Origin of the sequence: Pseudomonas defluvii, assembly GCF_001695625.1 — a bacterium.
Classification (GTDB): Bacteria; Pseudomonadota; Gammaproteobacteria; order Pseudomonadales; family Pseudomonadaceae; genus Aquipseudomonas; species Aquipseudomonas defluvii.
The window spans coordinates 21,411-45,092 of sequence record NZ_MBPN01000038.1; the positions used below are offsets into that span (position 1 = coordinate 21,411).

The 23,682-nt window shown below is 60.3% G+C and carries 25 protein-coding genes; 9 read left to right on the plus strand and 16 right to left on the minus strand.

The window, feature by feature from the left end; genetic code table 11:
* Positions 1-39: 39 nt before the first annotated feature.
* Positions 40-894 carry a sulfotransferase domain-containing protein gene (locus tag EKA13_RS12735; RefSeq protein WP_065759752.1) on the minus strand — a complete coding sequence of 285 codons (855 nt, stop codon included), beginning with the start codon at positions 892-894 and terminating at the stop codon, positions 40-42.
* On the minus strand, positions 891-1,409 hold the full coding sequence (locus tag EKA13_RS12740; protein WP_065759753.1) for a hypothetical protein: 519 nt from the start codon (positions 1,407-1,409) through the stop codon (positions 891-893). Before EKA13_RS12740 ends, EKA13_RS12735 begins: the two co-directional genes overlap by 4 nt.
* A 54-nt stretch (positions 1,410-1,463) precedes the next feature.
* Between EKA13_RS12740 and EKA13_RS12745 the strand changes: the two genes are divergently transcribed.
* A complete protein-coding gene (locus EKA13_RS12745; protein ID WP_065759754.1) occupies positions 1,464-2,078 on the plus strand; it encodes a hypothetical protein in 615 nt (204 codons plus the stop codon).
* Positions 2,079-2,305: 227 nt separating this feature from the next.
* Here EKA13_RS12745 and EKA13_RS12750 read toward each other — a convergent pair whose 3' ends face one another.
* From EKA13_RS12750 to EKA13_RS12765, 4 genes are read right to left on the minus strand one after another with little or no spacing between them, the layout of a single operon-like run.
* Complete coding sequence (locus EKA13_RS12750; protein WP_065759755.1) at positions 2,306-2,806, minus strand: GNAT family N-acetyltransferase; 501 nt, start codon at positions 2,804-2,806, stop codon at positions 2,306-2,308.
* Positions 2,807-2,811: 5 nt separating this feature from the next.
* Positions 2,812-3,378 carry a phage tail protein gene (locus EKA13_RS12755; RefSeq protein ID WP_065759756.1) on the minus strand — a complete coding sequence of 189 codons (567 nt, stop codon included), beginning with the start codon at positions 3,376-3,378 and terminating at the stop codon, positions 2,812-2,814.
* Positions 3,379-3,395: 17 nt separating this feature from the next.
* Entirely contained in the window at positions 3,396-3,932 is a 537-nt protein-coding gene (locus EKA13_RS12760; protein WP_065759757.1) for a phage tail protein, read from the minus strand.
* 34 nt (positions 3,933-3,966) lie between these two features.
* Positions 3,967-4,506 (minus strand): phage tail protein, encoded by a 540-nt coding sequence (locus tag EKA13_RS12765; protein WP_065759758.1) that lies wholly within the window; start codon positions 4,504-4,506, stop codon positions 3,967-3,969.
* 874 nt (positions 4,507-5,380) lie between these two features.
* Here EKA13_RS12765 and EKA13_RS12770 point away from each other — a divergent pair.
* A complete protein-coding gene (locus EKA13_RS12770) occupies positions 5,381-5,674 on the plus strand; it encodes a DUF3077 domain-containing protein (protein WP_065759759.1) in 294 nt (97 codons plus the stop codon).
* Between the two features lie 78 nt (positions 5,675-5,752).
* On the opposite strand, the gene EKA13_RS12775 is transcribed toward EKA13_RS12770, so the two are convergent.
* Positions 5,753-7,417, minus strand: coding sequence for a putative bifunctional diguanylate cyclase/phosphodiesterase (locus EKA13_RS12775; protein WP_065759760.1), 1,665 nt, complete (start codon positions 7,415-7,417; stop codon positions 5,753-5,755).
* Positions 7,418-7,683: 266 nt separating this feature from the next.
* On the opposite strand from EKA13_RS12775, the gene rep reads away from it, so the two are divergent.
* Both rep and xpt read left to right on the plus strand, forming a co-directional pair.
* The gene (gene rep / locus EKA13_RS12780) at positions 7,684-9,693 is read left to right on the plus strand and encodes a DNA helicase Rep (protein ID WP_065759761.1); all 2,010 of its coding nucleotides are present in this window, start codon (positions 7,684-7,686) and stop codon (positions 9,691-9,693) included.
* A gap of 63 nt (positions 9,694-9,756) precedes the next feature.
* Positions 9,757-10,326 carry a xanthine phosphoribosyltransferase gene (gene xpt, locus EKA13_RS12785; protein ID WP_065759762.1) on the plus strand — a complete coding sequence of 190 codons (570 nt, stop codon included), beginning with the start codon at positions 9,757-9,759 and terminating at the stop codon, positions 10,324-10,326.
* 80 nt (positions 10,327-10,406) lie between these two features.
* Here xpt and EKA13_RS12790 read toward each other — a convergent pair whose 3' ends face one another.
* From EKA13_RS12790 to dadA, 5 genes are all read right to left on the minus strand, one after another.
* Complete coding sequence (locus EKA13_RS12790) at positions 10,407-10,829, minus strand: c-type cytochrome (RefSeq protein WP_176717423.1); 423 nt, start codon at positions 10,827-10,829, stop codon at positions 10,407-10,409.
* 140 nt (positions 10,830-10,969) lie between these two features.
* Positions 10,970-11,518: a cupin domain-containing protein gene (locus EKA13_RS12795; RefSeq protein WP_065759764.1), complete on the minus strand. Its 549-nt coding sequence runs from the start codon at positions 11,516-11,518 to the stop codon at positions 10,970-10,972.
* Positions 11,519-11,625: 107 nt separating this feature from the next.
* On the minus strand, positions 11,626-12,699 hold the full coding sequence (alr, locus tag EKA13_RS12800; RefSeq protein ID WP_065759765.1) for an alanine racemase: 1,074 nt from the start codon (positions 12,697-12,699) through the stop codon (positions 11,626-11,628).
* Between the two features lie 90 nt (positions 12,700-12,789).
* A complete protein-coding gene (locus EKA13_RS12805) occupies positions 12,790-13,143 on the minus strand; it encodes a RidA family protein (RefSeq protein ID WP_065759766.1) in 354 nt (117 codons plus the stop codon).
* Positions 13,115-14,416 carry a D-amino acid dehydrogenase gene (gene dadA, locus EKA13_RS12810; protein WP_065759767.1) on the minus strand — a complete coding sequence of 434 codons (1,302 nt, stop codon included), beginning with the start codon at positions 14,414-14,416 and terminating at the stop codon, positions 13,115-13,117. Before dadA ends, EKA13_RS12805 begins: the two co-directional genes overlap by 29 nt.
* Positions 14,417-14,572: 156 nt before the next feature.
* Between dadA and dadR the strand changes: the two genes are divergently transcribed.
* On the plus strand, positions 14,573-15,061 hold the full coding sequence (dadR, locus tag EKA13_RS12815; protein ID WP_042121505.1) for a transcriptional regulator DadR: 489 nt from the start codon (positions 14,573-14,575) through the stop codon (positions 15,059-15,061).
* Between the two features lie 3 nt (positions 15,062-15,064).
* Here dadR and EKA13_RS12820 read toward each other — a convergent pair whose 3' ends face one another.
* Positions 15,065-15,418, minus strand: coding sequence for a YkgJ family cysteine cluster protein (locus tag EKA13_RS12820; protein WP_065759768.1), 354 nt, complete (start codon positions 15,416-15,418; stop codon positions 15,065-15,067).
* Between the two features lie 114 nt (positions 15,419-15,532).
* Here EKA13_RS12820 and EKA13_RS12825 point away from each other — a divergent pair, with 114 nt between their 5' ends.
* Positions 15,533-16,846 carry an NAD(P)/FAD-dependent oxidoreductase gene (locus tag EKA13_RS12825; protein ID WP_065759769.1) on the plus strand — a complete coding sequence of 438 codons (1,314 nt, stop codon included), beginning with the start codon at positions 15,533-15,535 and terminating at the stop codon, positions 16,844-16,846.
* On the opposite strand, the gene EKA13_RS12830 is transcribed toward EKA13_RS12825, so the two are convergent.
* A complete protein-coding gene (locus EKA13_RS12830) occupies positions 16,843-17,073 on the minus strand; it encodes a DUF1127 domain-containing protein (RefSeq protein WP_065759770.1) in 231 nt (76 codons plus the stop codon). The two genes, EKA13_RS12825 and EKA13_RS12830, sit on opposite strands and share 4 nt — an antisense overlap.
* 177 nt (positions 17,074-17,250) lie before the next feature.
* Between EKA13_RS12830 and EKA13_RS12835 the strand changes: the two genes are divergently transcribed.
* Both EKA13_RS12835 and EKA13_RS12840 read left to right on the plus strand, forming a co-directional pair.
* Positions 17,251-18,675: an aminotransferase-like domain-containing protein gene (locus EKA13_RS12835; RefSeq protein WP_065759771.1), complete on the plus strand. Its 1,425-nt coding sequence runs from the start codon at positions 17,251-17,253 to the stop codon at positions 18,673-18,675.
* 81 nt (positions 18,676-18,756) lie between these two features.
* Positions 18,757-20,295, plus strand: coding sequence for a phospholipase D family protein (locus EKA13_RS12840; RefSeq protein ID WP_065759772.1), 1,539 nt, complete (start codon positions 18,757-18,759; stop codon positions 20,293-20,295).
* Here the strand turns inward: EKA13_RS12840 and EKA13_RS12845 are convergent.
* A complete protein-coding gene (locus EKA13_RS12845) occupies positions 20,292-21,434 on the minus strand; it encodes an MFS transporter (protein WP_065759773.1) in 1,143 nt (380 codons plus the stop codon). The genes EKA13_RS12840 and EKA13_RS12845 overlap by 4 nt on opposite strands.
* Positions 21,435-21,545: 111 nt before the next feature.
* Positions 21,546-23,039 carry an aldehyde dehydrogenase gene (locus tag EKA13_RS12850; RefSeq protein ID WP_065759774.1) on the minus strand — a complete coding sequence of 498 codons (1,494 nt, stop codon included), beginning with the start codon at positions 23,037-23,039 and terminating at the stop codon, positions 21,546-21,548.
* 200 nt (positions 23,040-23,239) lie between these two features.
* On the opposite strand from EKA13_RS12850, the gene EKA13_RS12855 reads away from it, so the two are divergent.
* The gene (locus tag EKA13_RS12855) at positions 23,240-23,602 is read left to right on the plus strand and encodes a cupin domain-containing protein (protein WP_065759775.1); all 363 of its coding nucleotides are present in this window, start codon (positions 23,240-23,242) and stop codon (positions 23,600-23,602) included.
* Positions 23,603-23,682: the final 80 nt, after the last annotated feature.

Genomic DNA, 23,682 nt, shown 5'->3' on the forward strand with positions numbered 1-23,682 from the left:
TGTATGGGTCATCCGATAAAAACCATTACCGCGCGCGGCTCATAGGTAACCCAGACGCTCCATGAGCGGACGATGGGCGCACACAATGCGCTCTTGCTGTGCCGGGGATAACACCTCGGACCACGCCCCCGCCCGCCCCGAGCGGAAGAACGGCGCGCTGGCTCGGCCAAGCTTTTCCCGAAAGCCATGCGTCTGCTCCTGGCGCTGCAATTGATCGAACGCAGCAAAGTGCACGGCACGCTCTATGGCTTGGGCCGACACGTCGAGGCCCAGAAACGCAACAGCCTCAGCAAATGCTGCCGCACCATTGGCCAGCAGGTCCTCATAACGCAGCAGGTGCACAGGAACCTCGCGCTGCTCAAGCCAACTGCTCACATGCTGGCTCCAACTGTACAAGACGCTGTCGAATCGAGCGACATACCGGCGCGGAACACGGCCCACGTCACCGGAGCCGTCATTCAGGTAGCCAATGGCCTTGTCGAGCGAACAGCCGAAATGATGGGCCAGCGACACGGCCACGTCTCGCGGATCGCGAACGACATACATCGCAGCACTGTGGGTGAGTCGGCCAAGTATGGGCTCACCGGTAGCGTTGAGGCGCCAAAGGTCGTGCGTTTTGATATAAGAACGTTCCGTCGCATCGGCTGTTGCCAATCGGGTCCACTGCGGGCGTAGCCGGTCCACCTCGCTGTGGGTCAACAGGCTGGTATCGATAAGTGTCAGCGCTTCAATGACATGGCGGCTAATGGGCGAGTTGCCCGGCAAGGTGATTTGGTTGATATCGACCGGCTGTTCATTTGCATACAACAGATTGGACAGCAACAGCCGTAACCAGGTATTGCCTGACTTGGGAAAGGAGGCCAGCCACACCACGCCGTGGTCGCGAGCTGTCATTTGGCGCTTTCCAGACAGCCCAGCACCAGACGCACATCATCGCCAAGCCGAGCAAAGTCGGCGTGCCGATCAAGCCGAAACACCTGAACCTGCCCCAGCAACGCGGCTATCTGGACAAACAACTGCGCTTCACGCCCCAGACGCGACGCGAACAGGCCACGGAACACGTCATTGCGAAGCAACGCGACGGCATCAGCGGACGAGAGCCGCACAAGCCCAGGACGGTGCGCCCCCCGCGCCTCACGCAATACTACGATGGCCTGCAAGGGAACGGGCACTGGCTGGCCTTCACTGGCCGGATCCACATGAAACTTCTGCAGGCTGGCCCGTACAGCTGCACCCTGACGGTCGTTAAGGGAAAGGCGTGCAACGCTATCAGCCCATAGCCGATGTTGACGCCCGTCCGGAATCACCAAGGGCCTGCCCGCAGTGGCCGTGTGAATGACCGAAACATCATCACTGACAAAACTGCAGCCCGCCTCGCACAACGCCGCCGCCAAGGTGGATTTGCCCACCCCACTCGGCCCGCAAATCGCGATAGCCTGCCCCCTAAAAGAAACAGCGGACGCATGCAGCACCAAGCGCTGGCGCTGATGCAGCAGCACGCCGACCACGGTACTGAGAAAAAACGGCACAACATCGTCATCGCGGCCAGAGGCTTCGAGCTCGAACTCAACCTGTCGGCCACCGGCAATCAGAAACCGAACGATCCCCGGCACCCGGAACAACACATCGGCACCGTCAACACGCCAATTCAGGCCGTGATCCTGCTCAGGGCTATAAGGCAAAGGAACGGTTGCCCGTCGCACCAGCACATCCGGCTCGCTTACCGGGGCCTCGGCTTTCATGATGCCGGGCAGCAGCAACTCGGAACGGACAGAGAGCCCACAAACAAGATAATCGACCAAGGCGAACCTACGTGTATTAGCAATGAACTCATTCAAAATGGCTTGGCCCGGACCAACGACAGGCAAAGCTCCTATCACTCAGGAACCCGCAAGAACAAGCCTGCCGCCAGTGAGCGTAAAGCCGCGATGAACATCGTAGATGCCTGTCAGCCGTTGAAACACCTCAAAGACAAAGCGCTGGCGTACAAAAGCCAAGTGATATCACTCGCCGAACGGCTGCACGAGAAACAGCTCAGGAAACAGGCCCGCTCGTGGCTGTGCCCTCAGTTGTATTAACGAATTTAACAAACTCAGTAAGACTGTTAATGCTCTGATCGCGCACCTCAGGCGTAAACCACTCTTTTTTCTGGATCTCGGGCTGGGCGCCCTTTGCATCAACAGTATTGTGGGAGGTCACGACCAGTATCCTTTGGCAGGTTTTACTGCAGCCAATCCGCAGTAAAATAACGATTGAAAGCCTACATAATTGCTTTTTGCTATACAAGACATGCCCGTCAAGGCACTCATGTCGATGGGCGCCAGATCATATGCCAATAGGGATCTGACTGGCCGATCTGCTCGAAGCCCAGACGCCGGTAGAGCTGCAGAGCAGGGTTGCTCATCTCCACGTTGAGGCTGACGGTCTTGCCCTGCATGCCGGCCTGACGCTGCACCGCACGCAGCAACGCCGAGCCGAGCCCGATGCCGCAGCTCTCCGGGGTCAGGGATAGATCGACCACCCGCACATCGTGATCCGTCCTGAACAGGCAAAGCCTGCCAACGGCGCCTGCATTGTGTTCGACGATATAGAAATCGCCACCGGCATAGGCGTTGGCATAATGACGGCGCTGCAAATCAAACTGGCTGACCAGGAACGTATGCCGCATCTGTTCCGGCCAGGCCGCAAAACCCGGCTCTGCGGCTCGGTTCGAGACGAAAAGCCGTTCCAGGAACGGCCTGTCGTCAGGGTTCTCGCCGCGCAATGCCAAGCCCGATAGCAGATATTCCGTGGGCAACACGCGCATCTCCCTCAACTGAAGCTAGGGTAAGTACCGTTCCAACAAATGCAGAACTCAAGCGCTAGATAAGGTTGCCGGTTTTCATGGGCGGCTCCTGCGCCCTGAGGGGATAACGTCGTTAAGGAAAGCTGAGTATTCGGATCCCCTGAAGCATAGGCCTTCACTACGGCTGGCGGCGCCGAATTCAGGACCATCGCCCTGGACAGCCATGATGCGTTGTTGGCGTCCGGTGTAGCCTGCATATCGGTTGCCGCGCTTGTGAGCACGGGGTACTTAACCGTCACGGAGTGGCTGTGAGCGGGTAGCTGAGCCTCGGTCAACTCTACCGCTGCCTCCCCGGTCGTGTCGGCCCAGGTACGGGGGGTCAGGTTTGGGCCTGCACCACTGCCCATGACCACGCGCTGCCTCAGGTCAGGCACCGCGAACGTCTGCTTGCCGTCCCCTCCCCACTTGTTGCCAATGAGCGAGTACAGCGCTGCGTATGCCTGTATCGACAGAACGGTACCGTTACAGGCCAGCCAGCCGTCAGGGACGTATCCATAAGGAAACGACCTGATTTCACCGATAAAAGCATCCATGTTGAGCTTTCCTGATATCAAGATTGTGTTGGGTAAATACCGACCAGGGCAATGATGTACGTCAAAACCGCGCTGGGCATGACGTTGTTGTGCGGCTGACCTGATCCCACAGGTGCGACGGTAGAAGCGGACAGCTGTACTTGCTGTGAAGAAGCTACGCCATTCTTGAGGTACTGGGCTAAAGGTAAAGTCGTATTGGCCAAGGTCACCGCTGATCCTGGCGTGGCAGCACTAGCGTCTGCACCTGCAGTCATGATTACATGCGCGTGCGCTGGCATCTGTGACGGATCCAAGGCCACTACCTCAGCACCACTGGCCACGCCGATACCCCTGGCCGTCAGTCCTACTCCCTGCCCCTGCCCGATAGGCACACGACCACGTAGATCAGGAAGCCCAAATGTCGTCACCCCATTTCCGCCATAGGTCGTGCCAATCAATGAATACAACGCCTCGTTGCCGCTGATCGACAGCTGAGTGCCATCACACGCATGCCAGTTCTCGGGGACTCTCAAGCCAGCAAACAAACGCACTTCACCTACATAACAATCAACCATGTCTTTGATTCCTCAATGCTGGGGTCAACTAGCGTCAGCTGCGTGGCGGGAATATGCCCGAGACGGCAATACAAGGATTGAGCACCAGGAACGGCTGCATGTTTGTATGCGCTGCACTGCTGCCTGACACCGATACACTTTCATTGTTCAGCGGGATCATGGCGGCAGGTGTGCCAGGCGTCCCGTAGAGACGTGGGTCAGTCACGCCACCCGCTGCAGCGGCATCCGCCAGAAGATTGTCCTTCGGCTGCGGAGCCGTTCCCTCTGCCGTTGATGCATTGAAGTCATGTGTATGTGCAGGCATTTGTGCAGCAGTCAGCGTGACGGTTTCCGTACCCGCCTTGGCTCCAAGTATGTAATCAGGTTGAACCCCGCTATAGTGCAGGGCCGCACGGCCGCGCAAGTCCGGTAGCTTGAACGTCGTTACCCCATTCCCTCCGTACCTTGTCCCAAGCAAGGCATACAAGGCCTGGTTCTGAGCGATTGGCATGTCTCTTCCATCACATGCAAGCCATCCGCTGGGCGCCCAACTCGTCGGAAACCAGCGAATTTCACCCAAAAAATAATCTGACATCCCCCGCTCCTTTCCTTAGAAAAGCATGTAGTTAAGACTCAACCGATTAACCTCGACGCACGCAATGCACATCGCAGCCCAAGGCAATAACGCACCCTGTGCTCACGTGCACTTTTTAATCATAAAAACGCTGGCGATTATTGGGATGGGCCTGGGCAAAAGACGCCACTCGCCGGAACACGGTATCGAGACGGTGTCGACACTTCAGAAGATTGGGTAAACGGAGAAATGGGTTTGCTTTGTCAGTGACGTGACCTGTCGCAATTCCCGAAAAGTGTTGCGCAGTCAACGGCGACATCCGTGCCTCCAATTGAAACGTTCATCCTGTTTGAAACCCGTCGGGAGAACTCCAGCCTTTTCGACGGTTTCGCCTCTACTCCATGGCTGGATTGCCCATGCCACACGAGCGTAAAGTCAAAACGATATCAACGACGGTTATATATCTAGCAGATATCCAACCCAATGCAAATACCTCAAGGCCCCCAACAGAAAGGGTGTCGATAGGTACGCGCCAAGCATGTTGGCTCACCGTCTTTTAATGACTCAAATGTTAGATTTTGATTCGAATAGGCAAAATGGCTGGCTGAACTTACGTCCTAGGAAATACCCTACGCAGTCTGTCTATGCATGATGACTTGTCCCCAGAAACCCGGCCCTCTAGGCTGGCTTCGTCGCTGAATGTACAGCGATCGGGTGTGGTAACCCGAGCGGACGTAGACATCCATAGACCCTGGTTTATGGCAGCTGTGCGCGGGAGGCCCCAGGGCCTGCCGGATGTCCCTATGTCCACCGGTTTACCACCCCGCGTACAGCTGCCACCCTCTCGTGTGGTAACGAGTGGGCGCAGCTTCTCCAACGACTAGGGAAGCTCATCATGAAAAAAATCGTCCCCGATCCGCCCCTCGATCACACCTACGTTACCGCCCAAACGATTTTCGGCAGTTGCGCCGCTGGCCACGCCCCGCTTTTCTCCGTATGCCCCGGCATCGCTGCCCATGATGTACTGGTACACGTTTCGCTCTACCTGGGCTGCGCCTACGATACTGCCGACACGCTGTTGACCGAAACGAAGACGCCCAACAGGAACCTGCTGCGCTCGACACTGCACTCGGTTGAAATGGCCAAAGGGCTGGTGGACGCGCTGCTTGATGGTATTGAAGCGCGCTAGAGCGAGACCCCGGCACACCGCGCTGCAGGCGCTTAACCAACACCCTCGCAGGCAAGCCTGCTCCCCTTAAGCCAGCGCCTACACAGTCGCTTTCAGGGGAGCAGCGCCTTGCGTCAGGTAGGCCAGCAATTCGTCGATCGGAAGCGGACGACTGATCAGGTATCCTTGCGCCTGATCGCAGTTGAAGCTGCGCAGCAACGCCATCTGTTCTTCAGTCTCAACCCCTTCGGCCACCACTTCCAGCTTCAGGTTGTGCGCCAGGTTGATCATGGCGTGAACCAATTGGCGGTTCTCTTCGCGCTGCTCCATGCCACCGACAAAGCTGCGGTCCACCTTGAGCAAGGTAATCGGCAAGCTGTTGAGGTGCACGAACGACGAGAACCCGGTACCAAAGTCATCCAGGGAGAAACGCACGCCAAGCCGGCCCAGCGCATCCATGGTCTGTTTGACCAGATCGCTACGGCGCATCACGGCCGTCTCGGTCAACTCAAACTCCAGCCAACGCGCGTCAACCCCATGCTGGACGATCAACCGGCTCAAGGTGGCCAGCAACTGGCTGTCCTGGAACTGGCGGAACGACAGGTTAACCGCCATATGCAGAGGGGCCACCCCATGCTCACGCAGTGCCTGCATGTCGCGCAGGGCACGAGAGATCACCCAGTACCCCAACGGCACGATCAGCCCGCTCTGTTCGGCCAGCGGCACGAACTCGCTGGGCGGCAGCAGGCCTCGCTCGGCATGCCGCCACCGTACCAACGCCTCAAGCCCGACGATCTGGCCACTCTTCAGGTCAAAACGAGGCTGGTAGTGCAACTCCAGTTCGTCACGGCGCAAGGCGCGGCGCAGTTCGGTTTCCAGGTCGGCCAGGCTGCGCGCATGGCGATTGATACGCTCGTTGAACACATGGAACGTGCACCCCTGGGTGCCCTTGGCCTGCTGCATGGCGATATGTGCATGCCACATCAGTGGGTCTGCGCCGCCCTCGGCACGGGCATGCGCCACGCCCAGACTGCAACCAAGCAAGAGGCTTTCACCATCGATCCAGTAAGGCTCGGCCAACGCTTCGACGATACGTTCAGCCATCCATTCGGCACGCTGCGGCTCACGGCGGGTATCAATCAGCAGGGCAAATTCATCACTGCCCAGACGCGCCACCTGATCACCCGCTTCGAGCTGGCTTTTGAGCCGACCGACCACTTGCAGGATCAGGCGATCGCCCGCCTGATGGCCCAAGGCGTCGTTGGCGTGCCGAAAGTTGTCCAGGTCAAGGTGGCCAAGGGCGACACCGCGGCCCTCGTTATCGGCCAGGCGTGCGGTGAGCAGGGTCTGGAAACCCTGACGATTGGCGATGCCGGTCAGTGGGTCCTGCTCGGCCAGGCGCTGCAAGGTGGCCTCCAGTACGCCACGCTCACGCACATGGCGCAGGCAACGCCGCAGGGTATCGGTGCTCAGCGCTTCACGCACCAACCAGTCGCTGACACCCAGCGGGGGCTGCACAGGTTCTTCTTCCAACAGCAGCAGCATGGGCAGGTCGCAACGACCTGGCGCCGGTTGCAGCGCAGGAGTGGCCAGCACCAGCGCATTGCGGTCACTGACAAACAAGCTGTCGACCGACTCCCAGTTCGGCGCATTGATCAGCACGGCACCACCGGCCAGCGGCTGCAAGCAGTGTTGCAGCGCCGTGGCCCAGCTCGGCTCATCAGCCAGCAGGAGCAAACGCAAAGGTTCGACAGGCGTAGACAAGCTGGCTCCTTAGCACGTTGACGCAGTCTAAATGACGATGAGTAGCAGGGATGCCCTATCCTAAACCATTAATAGTAATGATTTTCACTTAAACACATGCCATTCCTTTGCCGACATCCACACACGTTGCAGCGCATCCTGCGGGAAAGTAACAGAACCAGCAAATCTAGATCGCGTGCTACGTCACACTGTCAGACGGTCGCGGCACAATCTCGTCACGCCTGCTAAAATGCCCGGCTATTTTTCAGGCGACCCCAGGTTCCCCCATGTCCCGACTCAACCCCCGGCAACAAGAAGCCGTGAGCTACGTCGGCGGCCCACTTTTGGTGCTCGCCGGTGCCGGCTCCGGCAAAACCAGCGTGATCACCCGCAAGATCGCCCACTTGATCCAGAACTGCGGCATCCGTGCCCAGTACATCGTGGCCATGACCTTTACCAACAAGGCCGCGCGCGAGATGAAGGAACGGGTCGGTACCCTGCTTCGCGGCGGCGAAGGGCGCGGCCTGACCGTCTCGACCTTCCATAACCTGGGCCTGAACATTATCCGCAAGGAGCATCAGCGGCTGGGCTACAAGCCGGGTTTCTCGATCTTCGACGAAGCCGACGTCAAGGCCTTGATGACCGACATCATGCAGAAGGAGTACTCCGGGGACGACGGCGTCGACGAGATCAAGAACATGATCGGCGCCTGGAAGAACGACCTGGTGCTGCCTCCAGAAGCCCTGGAAAAAGCGCGCAACCCCAAGGAGCAGACCGCCGCCATCGTCTATGCCCATTACCAGCGTACGCTCAAGGCGTTCAACGCGGTGGACTTCGACGACCTCATCCTGTTGCCGGTGAAGCTGTTCCAGGAACACGCCGACATCCTGGAAAAATGGCAGAACCGTGTGCGCTACCTGCTGGTGGACGAATATCAGGACACCAACGCCAGCCAGTACCTGTTGGTGAAGATGCTGATCGGCACGCGCAACCAGTTCACCGTGGTCGGCGACGATGACCAGTCGATCTACGCCTGGCGCGGCGCGCGCCCGGAAAACCTGATGCTGCTCAAGGACGACTACCCCTCGCTGAAGGTGGTCATGCTCGAACAGAACTACCGTTCCACCAGCCGCATCCTGCGCTGCGCCAACGTGCTGATCTCGAACAACCCGCATGCCTTCGAGAAACAACTGTGGAGCGAGATGGGCCACGGCGACGAGATCCGCGTGATCCGCTGCCGTAACGAGGAAGCCGAAGCCGAGCGGGTGGCCATGGAAATCCTCAGCCTGCACCTGCGTACCGACCGCCCCTACAGTGACTTCGCGATCCTGTACCGGGGTAACTACCAGGCCAAGCTCATCGAGCTGAAACTGCAGCACCACCAGATTCCGTACCGGCTCTCTGGCGGCAACAGCTTCTTTGGCCGTCAGGAGGTCAAGGACCTGATGGCTTACTTCCGTCTGCTGGTGAACCCGGACGACGACAACGCCTACCTGCGGGTGATCAACGTACCGCGCCGGGAAATCGGCTCGACCACGCTGGAAAAGCTTGGCAACTACGCCACCGAGCGAAAGATCTCGATGTACGCCGCCAGTGAAGAGCTGGGCCTTGGCGAACACCTGGACAGCCGCTTTACTGACCGCCTGCAGCGCTTCAAACGCTGGATGGACGGCGTACGCCAGCAGGTCGCGCAGAACGATCCGATCGCGGCCCTGCGCAGCATGGTCATGGATATCGACTACGAGAACTGGATTCGCCAGAACAGTTCCAGCGACAAGGCGGCAGACTTTCGCATGGGCAACGTCTGGTTCCTGATCGAGGCCTTGAAGAACACCCTCGAGAAAGACGAAGACGGTGGCATGACCATCGAGGAAGCCATCGGCAAGCTGGTGCTGCGCGACATGCTCGAACGCCAGCAGGAAGAGGAAGAAGGCGCCGAGGGTGTGCAGATGATGACCCTGCATGCGTCCAAAGGGCTGGAGTTCCCCTACGTGTTCATCATGGGCATGGAGGAGGAAATTCTGCCGCACCGCTCCAGCATCGAAGCCGACACCATCGAAGAAGAACGCCGCCTGGCCTATGTCGGCATCACCCGGGCTCGCCAGACCCTCGCGTTCACCTTTGCGGCCAAGCGCAAGCAGTACGGCGAAATCATCGACTGCGCGCCAAGCCGTTTCCTCGACGAGCTGCCCGACGACGACCTCGTCTGGGAAGGCCTCGACGATGCCCCGACCGAGGTCAAGGCCGCACGTGGCAATAACGCATTGGCGGATATCCGCGCCATGCTCAAACGTTAGATAATCCACCTTTGCCCTGGCACGCTGCCGGGGCCTTTTTGTTACATCGAGGAATTTACCGCCGTGGAAGCACTGCACCAGAAGATTCGCGAAGAAGGCATTGTGCTTTCCGATCAGGTCCTGAAAGTCGATGCGTTTCTCAACCATCAGATCGACCCTGCGCTGATGCAACTGATCGGTGACGAGTTCGCCCGTCTGTTCGCCGACTCGGGCGTCACCAAGATCGTCACCATCGAAGCCTCCGGCATTGCCCCGGCGGTAATGACCGGCCTGAAGCTCGGCGTTCCGGTGATCTTCGCCCGCAAGCACCAGTCACTGACCCTGACTGAAAACCTGCTGACGGCCTCGGTGTACTCCTTCACCAAGCAGACCGAAAACACCGTGGCGATCAGCCCGCGTCACCTGAACAGCAGCGACCGCGTGCTGGTGATCGACGACTTCCTGGCCAACGGCAAAGCCTCCCAGGCCCTGATCTCGATCGTCAAGCAGGCTGGTGCCAGCGTGGCCGGCCTGGGTATCGTCATCGAGAAGTCGTTCCAGGGCGGCCGTGCCGAACTGGACAGCCAAGGCTACCGCGTCGAGTCGCTGGCACGGGTCAAATCGCTGGAAGGCGGCGTCGTTACCTTCCTGTAAGCCCGCCTGCAGGGAATACAGCATCCCGCAGAAACGACAAAGCCCGCACGCGGCGGGCTTTGTCGGGGGAAGCGTATGGCTTAAAGGCCAGACATCTTCTTGATGGCGCCCTTCAGGTCGTCATCCGAGCAATCGGCACAAGTGCCTTTTGGTGGCATCGCGTTGATACCGGTGATGGCCTTGGCCAGGATACCGTCCAAGCCACCCTGCTGGCTCGCACGCTCTTTCCAGGCAGCAGTGTCACCGATTTTCGGCGCGCCCAGCAGGCCGCTGCCATGACAGGCATTGCAGTGCTTGGCGATGATCTCGTCAGGCGTCTTGGAACCGCCGCCGCCAGCAGAGGCAGCCACTTCCATACCTTTACATTCCTGGCCTTGAACGCAGACCTGACCAACAGGCTCCAGTCGCTTGGCAATGTCGTCATTGGTCGCAGCTTGAGCGCTGACTGCCCAAAGGGCCAATACGGCAGCTGGTACGGCCAGCATTTTCTTGATTAGATTCACACGTACACCCTCATGGTGGCTAGTCACGCCCGCGGCCACGGTTTCGCAGGCGGTCGCAAGTATAACGAGAACCCTGCCGCACTGAAACAACCCTAAAGACCTAAGGGGATTAGACGCGACAATAAGCCGCGCCTGGCCTATCAGAAGTTGGCAGGGGTCGCCGCACTGATCAGCCGCGCCGGCTCATCGAATGGATTGCGGAAACGGTGCGGCTTGGTGCTTTCAAAATAGTAGCTGTCGCCGGCTTCAAGGATGAAGGTTTCCAGCCCCACGACCAGCTCGAGGCGACCTTCCAGCAAGATGCCGGTTTCTTCACCATCGTGCGTGAGCATCTCTTCGCCGGTATCTGCACCAGGCGGATAGACCTCATTGAGGAAGGCAATGGCCCGGCTCGGGTGCGATTTGCCGACCAGCTTCATGGTCACTGCACCATCGGAAATGTCGATGAGCTCGTTGGCCTTGTAGACGATCTGAGTGGGGTTTTCCGGCTGCAGTTCTTCAGAGAAGAACTCGACCATGGACATGGGGATACCCCCCAGCACCTTGCGCAGCGAGCTGATTGAGGGGCTCACGCTGTTTTTCTCGATCATCGAGATCGTGCTGTTGGTGACACCCGCGCGTTTGGCGAGTTCACGCTGAGACAGGCCCTTGAGCTTGCGTATGGCCTGCAGTCGTTCACCGACGTCCAAGGCTTAAGCCCTCCTAAACGAACAAATGGGGTCGAAATTGAACGTTATCATCGCACAGCGTTCAGTATTTACAACACTTCGACCCACTGCCAGTCCGTCCAGTTGCCTCAATCGCCAGAATAGACCAGCGGTACGCGGCGCAGGTTGCAGAAGATCTGGTAGGGAATGGTCCCGGCCTGAATCGCCACGTCGCTGGCCAGTACGTTCTTGCCCCACAGCTCGACCGGGCTGCCGAGGCCGGCTTCAGGTACATCGGTCAGATCAATGCAAAGCATGTCCATGGACACACGACCAATCAGTTGGCTGCGCTTGCCTGCCACCATCACCGGGGTACCGGTCGGGGCAAGACGCGGGTAGCCGTCGGCATACCCCATCGCAACCACACCGACACGGGTTGGCCGCTGGCTGATGAACCGGGCGCCATAGCCCACCGGCTCACCGGCCGGCAGTTCACGTACGCTGATGACTTTCGATTCCAGTGTCATCACCGGCTGCAGGCGCTGAGCCTGGGCTTGCTGCACCTCGAACGGCGTCGAACCATAGAGCATGATGCCTGGGCGCACCCAGTCGCTGGGGATCTGTGGCCAGCCGAGCACCGCCGGCGAGTTGCGCAAGCTGATCTCGGCGTTCAGGCCTTGGCGAGCCGCCTGGAACACCGCGACCTGGTCGTTGCTGGCGCTGCAGTCGAGTTCGTCGGCACGGGCGAAGTGGCTCATCAGGACAATACGCGCCACCTTTCCGGTTGCCTGCAGACGCTGATAGGCCGACTGATAATCCTTTGGGTGCAAACCGACGCGGTGCATACCCGAATCGAGCTTGAGCCAGACGGTAATCGGCTTGCTCAGGCTGGCCTTTTCAATGGCTTCCAGTTGCCACAACGAATGCACCACGCACCAAAGATCGTGCTGGACGATCAGCTCCAGTTCGCTGGCCTCGAAGAACCCTTCAAGCAGCAGGACAGGGCCATGAATACCGGCCGCACGCAGCGCTAGCGCCTCTTCGATACAAGCCACGGCAAAACCATCGGCTTCGGCCTGCAGCGCCTGGGCGCAGCGTACCGCGCCATGGCCGTAGGCATCGGCCTTGATCACCGCCAGGGCCTTGGCCCCGGAGAGTTCGCGGGCGAGTTGATAGTTGTGACGCAGCGCTTGAAGATCGATCAGGGCACGGGCAGGACGCATGACGGCAGCCTTCTGGCAGTCTGGTTAGAAGTAAAAAACCCGGTGCTCGCAGGTAGCGCAATGCCACAACGGCACCGGGTGAGGGATGGGTTACGGCAGTGCGGCGACTACCGATAGCTCGACGAGAATTTCAGGCTCGCACAGCTTGGCTTCGACCGTGGCACGGGCCGGGGCAACACCTTTTGGCAGCCACGTGTCCCATACCTGATTCATGCCCTGGAAGTGAGCATCGATGTCTTTCAGGTAGATGGTCACCGACAGCAGACGCGTTTTGTCGGTGCCCGCCAGGTCCAGCAGACGCTCGATGTTGGCCAGTGCCTCGCGGGTTTGTTGCTCGATACCCGCGTTCATGTCGTCACCCACCTGGCCCGCCAGGTAGACGGTGCCGTTGTGGGTAACGATCTGGCTCATGCGCTCATTGGTGAGCAGGCGCTGGACTGCCATGCTTTGCAATCTCCTGGTTGTTGCCGTAGCGAGAAATATCGAGGCCTTCAGCACTGATCTGCGGCTTTTTGCGGGCCATCAGGTCTGCAAGCAGGCGACCGGAACCGCACGCCATGGTCCAACCGAGGGTGCCGTGACCTGTGTTGAGGAACAGGTTGCGGAACGGGGTCGCACCGACGATCGGCGTACCGTCCGGGGTGGTCGGACGCAAGCCGGTCCAGAAGCTGGCCTGGCTCAGATCACCGCCGCGAGGATAAAGATCGTTGACGATCATCTCCAGTGTTTCACGCCGACGCGGGTTGAGCGACAGGTCAAAACCGGCGATTTCAGCCATACCACCAACGCGGATACGGTTGTCGAAACGAGTAATCGCGACTTTGTAGGTTTCGTCGAGAATGGTCGACGTCGGCGCCATGGCCGGGTCGGTGATCGGTACGGTCAACGAATAGCCTTTGAGCGGGTAGACCGGGGCCTTGATGCCCAGCGGCTTGAGCAATTGCGGCGAGTAGCTGCCCAGCGCCAGCACGTAGCGGTCGGCGGTTTCCAGCTTGCCGTCGATCCACACGCCGTTCACACGGTCACCGGCATAGTCCAGACGCTCGATGTTCTGCCCGAAACGGAACTCGACACCCAGGTTGACGGCCATTTCCGCCAGGCGGGTGGTGAACAGTTGGCAGTCACCGGTCTGGTCATTAGGCAGACGCAGGGCGCCCGCGAGAATATTGGTGACGCCAGCCAGGGCCGGCTCAACGCGGGCGATGCCCTCACGGTCGAGCAGCTCGTAAGGCACGCCGGACTGCTCAAGCACAGCGATGTCCTTGGCGGCGTTGTCCAGTTGCGCCTGGGTACGGAACAGTTGGGTGGTGCCCAGGGTGCGGCCTTCATAGGCAATGCCCGTTTCGGCGCGCAGCTCGTCGAGGCAGTCGCGGCTGTACTCGGACAGGCGGACCATGCGCTCCTTGTTCACGGCATAGCGGCTGGCCGTGCAGTTGCGCAGCATCTGGGCCATCCACAGGTACTGGTCAATGTCTGCCGTAGCCTTGATCGCCAGCGGCGCATGGCGCTCCAGCAACCATTTGATAGCCTTGAGTGGAACACCCGGTGCAGCCCACGGCGAGGCGTAACCTGGCGAGACCTGCCCGGCGTTGGCAAAACTGGTTTCCATGGCCACCGCCGGCTGACGATCGACCACGACCACTTCGAAACCTTGCCGGGCCAGATAGTAGGCACTGGCGGTTCCGATTACACCGCTACCAAGTACCAGAACTCGCATGTTTGTATCCCTCGACGCGGCGCACCGCAGACATTTGTTGTTAATGGCGTAGATGGGCGCAGTATAGGAAGGTATGGGCAGTGCTTTTCACTATATAAAAGCCTATATTTGGCGAGAATTCTCGGCAGAGTCAGCTTTTACGGAGGGGCATCCCCTATGAGAACCCAGCATCAAAGTAAACGTGAACTGGACAAGATCGACCGCAATATCCTGCGCATCCTGCAAACGGACGGGCGCATTTCCTTCACCGAGCTGGGCGAAAAGGTCGGCCTGTCGACTACGCCGTGCACCGAGCGGGTTCGACGCCTGGAACGTGAAGGGATCATCATGGGCTACAACGCCCGGCTGAACCCGCAACACCTGAAGGGCAGCCTGCTGGTGTTCGTTGAAATCAGCCTGGACTACAAGTCTGGCGATACCTTCGAGGAATTCCGACGTGCGGTGCTCAAACTGCCCCACGTATTGGAGTGCCACCTGGTCTCCGGTGATTTCGACTACCTGGTGAAAGCGCGGATTTCGGAGATGGCCTCCTACCGCAAGCTGCTGGGCGACATCCTGCTGAAACTGCCGCATGTGCGTGAGTCGAAGAGCTACATCGTCATGGAAGAAGTGAAGGAAAGCCTGAACCTGCCGATTCCGGACTGAGGCTCAGACCAACACCTGACGGGTGGTGGCGATGTAGTGGTGGATCAGTTGCTCGGCCCCGGGATCAATCGGTTCCTCGGGGCCGCGGCCGCGCGGGCACGGCAAGCGTGGCGTGGTACCGAACAAGCGGCAGATCAACGGCCGCTCTTCATACACCGTGCAACCGTTCGGCCCCAGGTGTACGCAGTTGAGTTCGGCCAGGGCAGCGTCCTGCTCCGCTTCAGTCTTGCGCGGCAGCCGGGCCATTTCTTCCGTCGACGTGGTGACCGGCCCGCAGCAGTCATGGCAACCCGGCACGCACTCAAACGACGGGATCTGCTCACGCAGGAAGCGGATCTTGTGGCTGTTGCAACTCATGGCGGCCTGCGCAATATCGGTGTGAACGTCGATTTTGCCTGACGGTTGCCTCTGCGCGAAAGCGCGGCTTATGCTCCGTCAAGTTTTCCAAACATAACAATCAGGATAACGCACATGAACGTCCGCGTTCAGCAGCCCGCTTCCAGCGCCCTGCATACCGCCTCCTACTACGCTGCCAGCAGTGCCGCACAGCCGGACTACCCGGCGCTGCAGGGCGAGATGAGCTGCGATGTCTGCGTGGTCGGCGGTGGCTTTTCAGGTCTCAACACCGCCATTGAGCTGGCTGAACGTGACATGCGCGTTGTCCTGCTGGAAGCGCACAAGATCGGCTGGGGCGCCAGTGGGCGTAATGGCGGGCAGTTGATTCGCGGTGTCGGCCACGGCCTGGACCAGTTCGCCCCGATCATAGGCAGCGACGGCGTACGCCAGCTCAAGCTGATGGGCCTGGAGGCTGTGGATATCGTCCGCCAGCGCATCGAGCAGCATGCCATCGACTGCGACCTGACCTGGGGCTACTGCGACCTGGCCAACAAACCCAGCGACCTGGAGGGTTTCGCAGCCGATGCCGAAGAACTGCGCGCGCTCGGTTACCGCCATGAACTGCGCCTGCTGCAACCTGAAGAAATGCATCGCGTGGTCGGCTCCGACCGCTATGTCGGCGGCCTGATCGACAGGGGCTCGGGCCACCTGCACCCACTGAACCTGGCGCTGGGCGAAGCGCGCGTTGCCGAAAGCCTGGGCGTGCGCCTGTTCGAACAATCGACCGTAACCCGCATCGACCACGGCAACCAGGTGCACGTGCATACCGAACAAGGCTCGGTCCGCGCCAGCACCCTGGTGCTGGGCTGTAATGCCTACCTCAATGGCCTGAACGCCGAACTGAGCGGCAAGGTGCTGCCGGCCGGCAGCTACATCATCGCCACCGAGCCGTTGAGCGAGGCCATGGCCCGGCAGTTGCTGCCGCAAAACATGGCGGTCTGCGACCAGCGTGTTGCGCTGGACTACTACCGCTTGTCTGCCGACCGCCGCCTGCTGTTCGGGGGTGCCTGTCACTACTCCGGGCGCGATCCCAAGGACATTGCCGCCTACATGCGACCCAAGATGCTCAAGGTCTTCCCGCAACTGGCCAACGTGCGCATCGACTACCAATGGGGCGGCATGATCGGCATCGGTGCCAACCGCCTACCGCAGATTGGGCGCCTGCACGATCAACCCAACGTGTACTACGCGCAGGCCTATTCCGGCCATGGCCTAAACGCCACACACCTGGCCGGCAAGCTCCTTGCCGAAGCCATCAGCGGCCAGCACAGCGGCCGCTTCGACCTGTTTGCCCAGGTGCCACACATCACCTTCCCCGGCGGTAAACACCTGCGCTCGCCACTGCTGGCCCTGGGCATGCTCTGGCACCGCTTCAAAGAGCTGATCTAAGGACGCCAGAAGGGTTTCAACCCCTCATGCAGGGCCTGCTCGCGGGTCAGGCCAACGTCGCGCAACTGCTCAGCGTCCAGCGTCAGCAGTTCGCGGCGTGAGTGCCAGCGGTGCACCATCAGCGCCCATCGACCCATGCCACACGCCACACCAGACACGTCAGGGGTTTGTTGCGCCTGCAACTCACCGCTGTAGATCTTCAGCCGCACATCGCTTAATCCGTTCATCACGCCTGCCTCCTAGGTAGTTCCGAGCGTGGAGCCATGATGCGCGTCAGGCAAAAAGCATTACAGATTCAAAGTCCAACTATTACGCCAATACAGAATTGGCAAAACGGCGACTGAATGCTGTATTTTTGCCTTATCTGTATGGAACCATCGCAAACAATCACCAAGGAACGAACCATGACGCTTTACGTCAACCTCGCCGAGCTGCTCGGCGCACGTATCGAACAAGGGTTCTACCGCCCAGGCGATCGCCTGCCTTCTGTACGGGCCTTGAGTGTCGAGCATGGTGTCAGCCTCAGTACGGTCCAGCAGGCGTACCGGGTGCTGGAAGACCATGGCCTGGCGGCACCGCGGCCCAAATCGGGCTATTTCGTGCCCAGCACCCGATCCCTCCCCGCCCTGCCCGCGATCAGCCGCCCCGCACAACGCCCGGTGGATATCTCCCAGTGGGATCAGGTCGTCGAACTGATGCGCAGCGTGCCGCGCAAGGACGTGGTGCAACTGGGCCGGGGCATGCCCGATGTCGACAGCCCGACCCTCAAGCCCTTGCTGCGCAGCCTCGCCCAACTCAGCCGACGCCAGGACATGCCCGGCCTGTATTACGACACCATCTACGGCACTCAGCCCCTGCGCGAGCAGATCGCCCGGTTGATGCTCGACTCCGGCTGCCACCTCAGTGCGGCCGACCTGGTGGTCACTACGGGTTGCCATGAGGCGTTGTCTGCCAGTATTCGCGCGGTCTGCGAGCCGGGCGACATTGTCGCGGTCGACTCACCCAGCTTTCACGGCGCCATGCAGACCCTCAAGGGCCTGGGCATGAAAGCCCTGGAAATCCCCACCGACCCGCTCACCGGGATCAGCCTCGAAGCACTGGAACTGGCGCTGGAGCAATGGCCGATCAAGCTGATTCAGCTCACGCCAAGCTGCAACAACCCGCTGGGCTACAGCATGCCTGAAGCCCGCAAGCGGGCCTTGTTGACCCTGGCGCAACGCTTCGACGTGGCGATTCTCGAAGACGACGTGTACGGCGACCTGGCCTACACCTACCCGCGCCCACGTACCATCAAGTCCTTCGACGACGACGGCCGCGTGCTGCTGTGCAGTTCGTTCTCGAAAACCCTCGCCCCAGGCCTGCGGATCGGCTGGGTGGCGCCCGGGCGTTATCTGGAGCGGGTGCTGCACATGAAGTACATCAGCACCGGCTGCACCGCCACACAACCGCAGTTGGCGATTGCCGACTTCATCGAGGGTGGCCACTATCAGCCACACCTGCGCCGGATGCGCAGCCAGTACCAGCGCAGCCGTGACCTGATGATCGACTGGGTGACACGCTACTTCCCGGCAGGTACCCGGGCCAGCCGACCACAGGGCGGCTTCATGCTCTGGGTCGAATTACCGGAAAGTTTCGATACGCTGCGGCTGAATCGGGCTTTACTGGAGCAGGGCGTACAAATTGCCGTGGGCTGTATTTTTTCGGCCTCAGGCAAGTACCGAAACTGCCTGCGCATGAATTTCGCGGCCCGCCCCAGCGCCGAGATCGAAGCGGCGGTACGCAAAGTGGGTGAAACCGCCATTCGTCTACTGGCCGAGGATATAGGCTGAGGGTAACGTTGCGCCGCCCTTGCGGGCCCTGTTCATCTCCCTGAGCGGTTAAGGAATCGCCCTTTGAATCACCCTCGGCTAATGCCTCTGTTGCTATGGCTGGTGTTTGCCCTGGCAGGCTGCGCCAGTGTCGACAGCCCCCGTGAAGTCAGTCAGGCACTGCCAGCCAGCGACTCGGCGTTCGGGCGCTCGGTCCAGCGCCAGGCCCAAGCCTACGGTGGCCGCTCCGGCTTCCGCCTGCTGCCCAATAGCAGCGAAGCATTCCGTGCCCGTGCCGAGCTGATTCGCAACGCCCAGAGCAGTATCGACCTGCAGTACTACATCGTCCGCGACGGCCTGAGCACCCGCGCACTGGTCAGCGAACTGCTGCAAGCCGCCGACCGTGGTGTACGGGTGCGCATCCTGCTCGATGACACGACCAGCGATGGCCTGGACAACCTGATCGACACCCTCACGGCCCACCCCAACATCCAGTTGCGCGTCTTCAACCCGCTGCACCTGGGCCGCAGCACCGGAGTGACACGAACCCTGGGACGGCTGTTCAACCTGTCGCGGCAACATCGGCGCATGCACAACAAGCTATGGCTGGTGGACAACAGCATGGCCATCGTCGGCGGGCGCAACCTGGGTGATGAGTACTTCGACGCCGAACCCAACCTGAACTTCACCGATATTGACCTGCTTGGCGTCGGCCCGGTGGCGGAGCAGTTGGGGCATAGTTTTGACCAATACTGGAACAGTGCCCTGAGCCGGCCGATCAACGACTTTTTCCTGCGCCAACCGGATGCCGACGACCTGCGTCGCACCCGCCAGCGCCTGGACAGCGCCTTGCAAGAGGCCAGCACCCAGCGCAAGGCCCTCTACGACCGGTTGATGGCCTATCGCACACAGCCGCGCCTGGACATCTGGCGCAACGAGTTGATCTGGGCCCATAACCAGGCACTGTGGGATGCGCCCAGCAAGGTACTGGCCCCGGAAGAACCCGACCCACAGTTGCTGATGACCCCGCAACTGGCGCCCGACCTGAATGCCGTGGCCCACGAACTGATCCTGATCTCGGCCTACTTCGTACCGCGCGACACCGGCCTGCTGTACCTGACCAGCCGGGCTGACGCAGGTGTCTCGGTCAATTTGCTGACCAACTCGCTGGAGGCGACCGATGTGCCGGCGGTTCATGGCGGCTACGCCCCCTACCGCAAGGCCTTGCTGGAACATGGCGTGCACCTGTTTGAGCTGCGCCGCCAGCCCGGCGCGCCTCATCGCCATCCGCTTTATCGCCTGCACGGCAGCTCAGACTCAAGCCTGCACAGCAAAGCCATTGTCATTGACCGCAAGAAGACCTTTATCGGCTCGTTCAACTTCGATCCACGCTCAGTGTTGTGGAACACCGAAGTCGGCGTGCTGGTCGACAGCCCCGAGCTGGCGGAGTACACCCGCGACCTGGCGGCTCAAGGCATGGCCCCCGCCCGGAGCTATCAGCCCAAACTGGAAAACGGTCGCGTGGCCTGGGTCACGCAGGACAACAACCAGTTGCACACCCTGACAACCGAGCCAGGCGGCCTATGGCGTCGTTTCAATGCCTGGATCAGCAAGGCCGTCGGCCTGGAGCGCATGCTTTAAGAGGCCAGCTTCACCTCAAAGGCATTCGGTCGCCGGGCCAGCAACACTAGGCCAAACGCGCCAACGGCCATCAGCAAGGGCAAGGCATGCCCACTGATCCACTGGCTGCCAGCGCCAGCCAGCAAAGGCCCGATCAGGCAACCAATACCCCACAGTTGAGCCACGTGGGCGTTGGCGCGCACCAGCGCATCGTCACGGTAACGTTCACCAATCAGGATCAGCGACAAGGTGAACAAGCCACCGGCGCTGGCGCCGAACAGCACCCACAGCGGCCAGATCAACGAGGTGTGCAGCAGCAGCGGAATCATCAGGCTGGAGATCAACAGCACCAGTGCGCACCCCGAGAACAATGTGCGCCGCGACATGCGGTCGGCCAGCGCACCTATCGGCAATTGCAGCAGCGCATCGCCAATCACGACGGTACTGACCATAAACAGCGCCATTTCAGTGCCAAAGCCCTGCTGCAGGCAGTACACCGGCAACAGGGTCAAAATCATCGCCTCGAACGCGGCAAACAGGGAAATGGCCCAGGCAATGACCGGAAGGTTGCGACAGAACCAGACCAGATCACCCAAGGTCACCGAACAGGCTTCGGTTGTCGGCGCACCACTGCGCCCGATCAACAACAGGGGGGCCAGCAATAACAGGCCTGCACCCGCCCAAAAACCGAAGTCACCCTCCGGCCCCAAAAATCCCAGCACCAGCGGCCCGGCCAACTGGCTCAGTGCATAGCTGCTGCCGTACAGCGCGACCAGGCGCCCACGCCACGCCTCGACCACCAACTGGTTGATCCAGCTTTCACCAAGGATGAAGACGATGGTCAGCACCATGCCAATCAACAGGCGCAGCACCAGCCACACCGGGTAACTGGGCAACAATGCCAACAACCCGATCGACAGCGCGCCGCCCCACAGGCACAGACGCATCAACCCGGGGGTGCCGAAATACGCCGCCAGGCGGCTGGCCAGGCTGGCCCCGAACAGCACACCGATTGCCGGCATTGCCGCCATCACACCAATGGCAAAGCCACCGTAGCCCCAACTCTCCAGCCGCAACGACACCAGTGGCATGCTCACGCCTAGCGCCAAGCCAACACTGAGCACTGCCGCCAGTACCGCAAAGTAGGTACCCCAGCGCATTACCGCCCCCTTTTTGTTGTTTTAAACAGGCACAAACAACACAGCCGGGCTTGCTGCGATGCAAGGCCCGGCCGTGTCACTGAACGCGCGCGGCACCCGGCCGCGCAAGGCTTACAGCTTGATCCAGGTCGCCTTGAGTTCGGTGTACTTGTCCAGCGCATGCAGCGACTTGTCACGGCCGTTACCCGACTGTTTGAAGCCACCGAACGGTGCGGTCATGTCGCCGCCATCGTACTGGTTGACCCAGACGCTACCGGCACGCAGCGCCTTGGCAGTCTTGTGTGCCTTGGAGATATCTGCCGTCCATACGCCCGCCGCCAACCCGTAGGGGGTGTCGTTGGCAATGTTGATGGCCTCTTCAACGCTGTCGAAGGTGATCACCGACAGCACCGGGCCAAAGATCTCTTCCTGCGCGATCTTCATGGCATTGCTGACGCCGTCGAAAATCGTCGGCTCGACATAAGTGCCGCCGGTTTCTTCGAGGATACGCTTGCCACCGACCAGCAGTTTGGCGCCGTCGCTATGACCGGCTTCGATGTACGACAACACGTTGTTCATTTGCTGGGTGTCGACCAGCGCGCCGACCGTGGTCGCCGGGTCAAGCGGGTTGCCCGGCTTCCAGGCCTTCAGTGCCTCAAGCACCAGCGGTAGGAAACGATCCTTGATGGAACGCTCAACCAGCAGACGGGAACCTGCCGTGCAAACTTCGCCCTGGTTGAAGGCAATCGCACTGGCTGCGGCTTGTGCGGCCGCGTTCAGGTCCGGGGCATCCGCGAAGACGATGTTCGGGCTCTTGCCACCGGCTTCCAGCCAGACGCGCTTCATGTTCGATTCGCCGGCATAGATCATCAGTTGCTTGGCGATCTTGGTCGAACCGGTGAACACCAGGGTGTCCACGTCCATGTGCAGGGCCAGGGCCTTGCCGACGGTGTGGCCATAGCCTGGCAGCACGTTCAGCACGCCTGCAGGGATACCGGCTTCGATGGCCAGTTGAGCGATGCGAATGGCGGTCAGTGGCGACTTTTCCGAAGGCTTGAGGATCACCGAGTTACCGGTGGCCAACGCCGGGCCGAGCTTCCAGCACGACATCAGCAGCGGGAAGTTCCACGGTACGATGGCCGCGACCACGCCCACCGGCTCACGGGTGACCAGACCCAGCTGATCATCCGGCGTAGCGGCCACTTCGTCGTAAACCTTGTCGATGGCCTCACCGTTCCAGCTCAGTGCATTGGCCGCGCCTGGCACGTCGATGCTCAGCGAGTCACTGATCGGCTTGCCCATGTCCAGGGTTTCCAACAGGGCCAGCTCTTCGACGTTCTGCTTGAGCAGGCCGGCAAAGCGGATCAGGGTTGCCTTGCGCTTGGCCGGGGCCAGGCGCGACCAGACACCGGAATTGAAGGTGGCACGGGCATTTTCGACGGCGCGCTGGGCATCGGCTTCATCACAGCTGGCGATGTGCGCCAGAAGGCGTCCGTCGACCGGGCTGATGCACTCGAACGTCGCATTCGATGCGGCGGCGGTGTATTCACCATTGATGAAAGCACGGCCTTCGATCTTCAGTTGCTGGGCACGCTGTTCCCAGTCCGCACGAGTCAGGGTGGTCATACGAAACTCCTCCTCTTATTGAAGTGCAGCACCGCACGAGGGCTCACGGGTGCTGTCAGAAATTTTGCCGGAGCGATACGACGCTCGACGGCATCAGACACCCTAAACCAGCAGCACCCAAATTATCAATATATTTGACACAAATAGGCAAAAAGCCTACTGATGTGCAGTTTATTAAACACAATAAGGGTGACCCGTCTATGAAGATTCAGCAGATCGTCGATTTCAGCCAAGCCATGACGGAAGCGGAACGTTACCGCCCTGCAGCAGAGAAAATCCTCAAGGGCGATCCTGAGCAGGCGGTCTTCAACCACTATTCCAGCCCCTGCGGGCAATTTGCCGCCGGCGTATGGGAAGGCGCTGTCGGCCAATGGACAGTGAACTACACCGAACACGAGTACTGCGAGATCCTTCAGGGCGTCTCGGTACTGCGTGACAGCGAAGGGCAGGCAAAAACCCTGCGGGCAGGCGACCGTTTTGTCATCCCCGCCGGTTTCACGGGCACCTGGGAGGTGCTGGAGCCGTGCCGTAAAATCTATGTGATGTTTGAACAGAAGGCCTAAGCCCAACGTTCAGGTATGACAGCAACAAAAAACCCGGCACGAAGGCCGGGTTTTTTGTGTGCCAGCACCCTGAGAGGGCA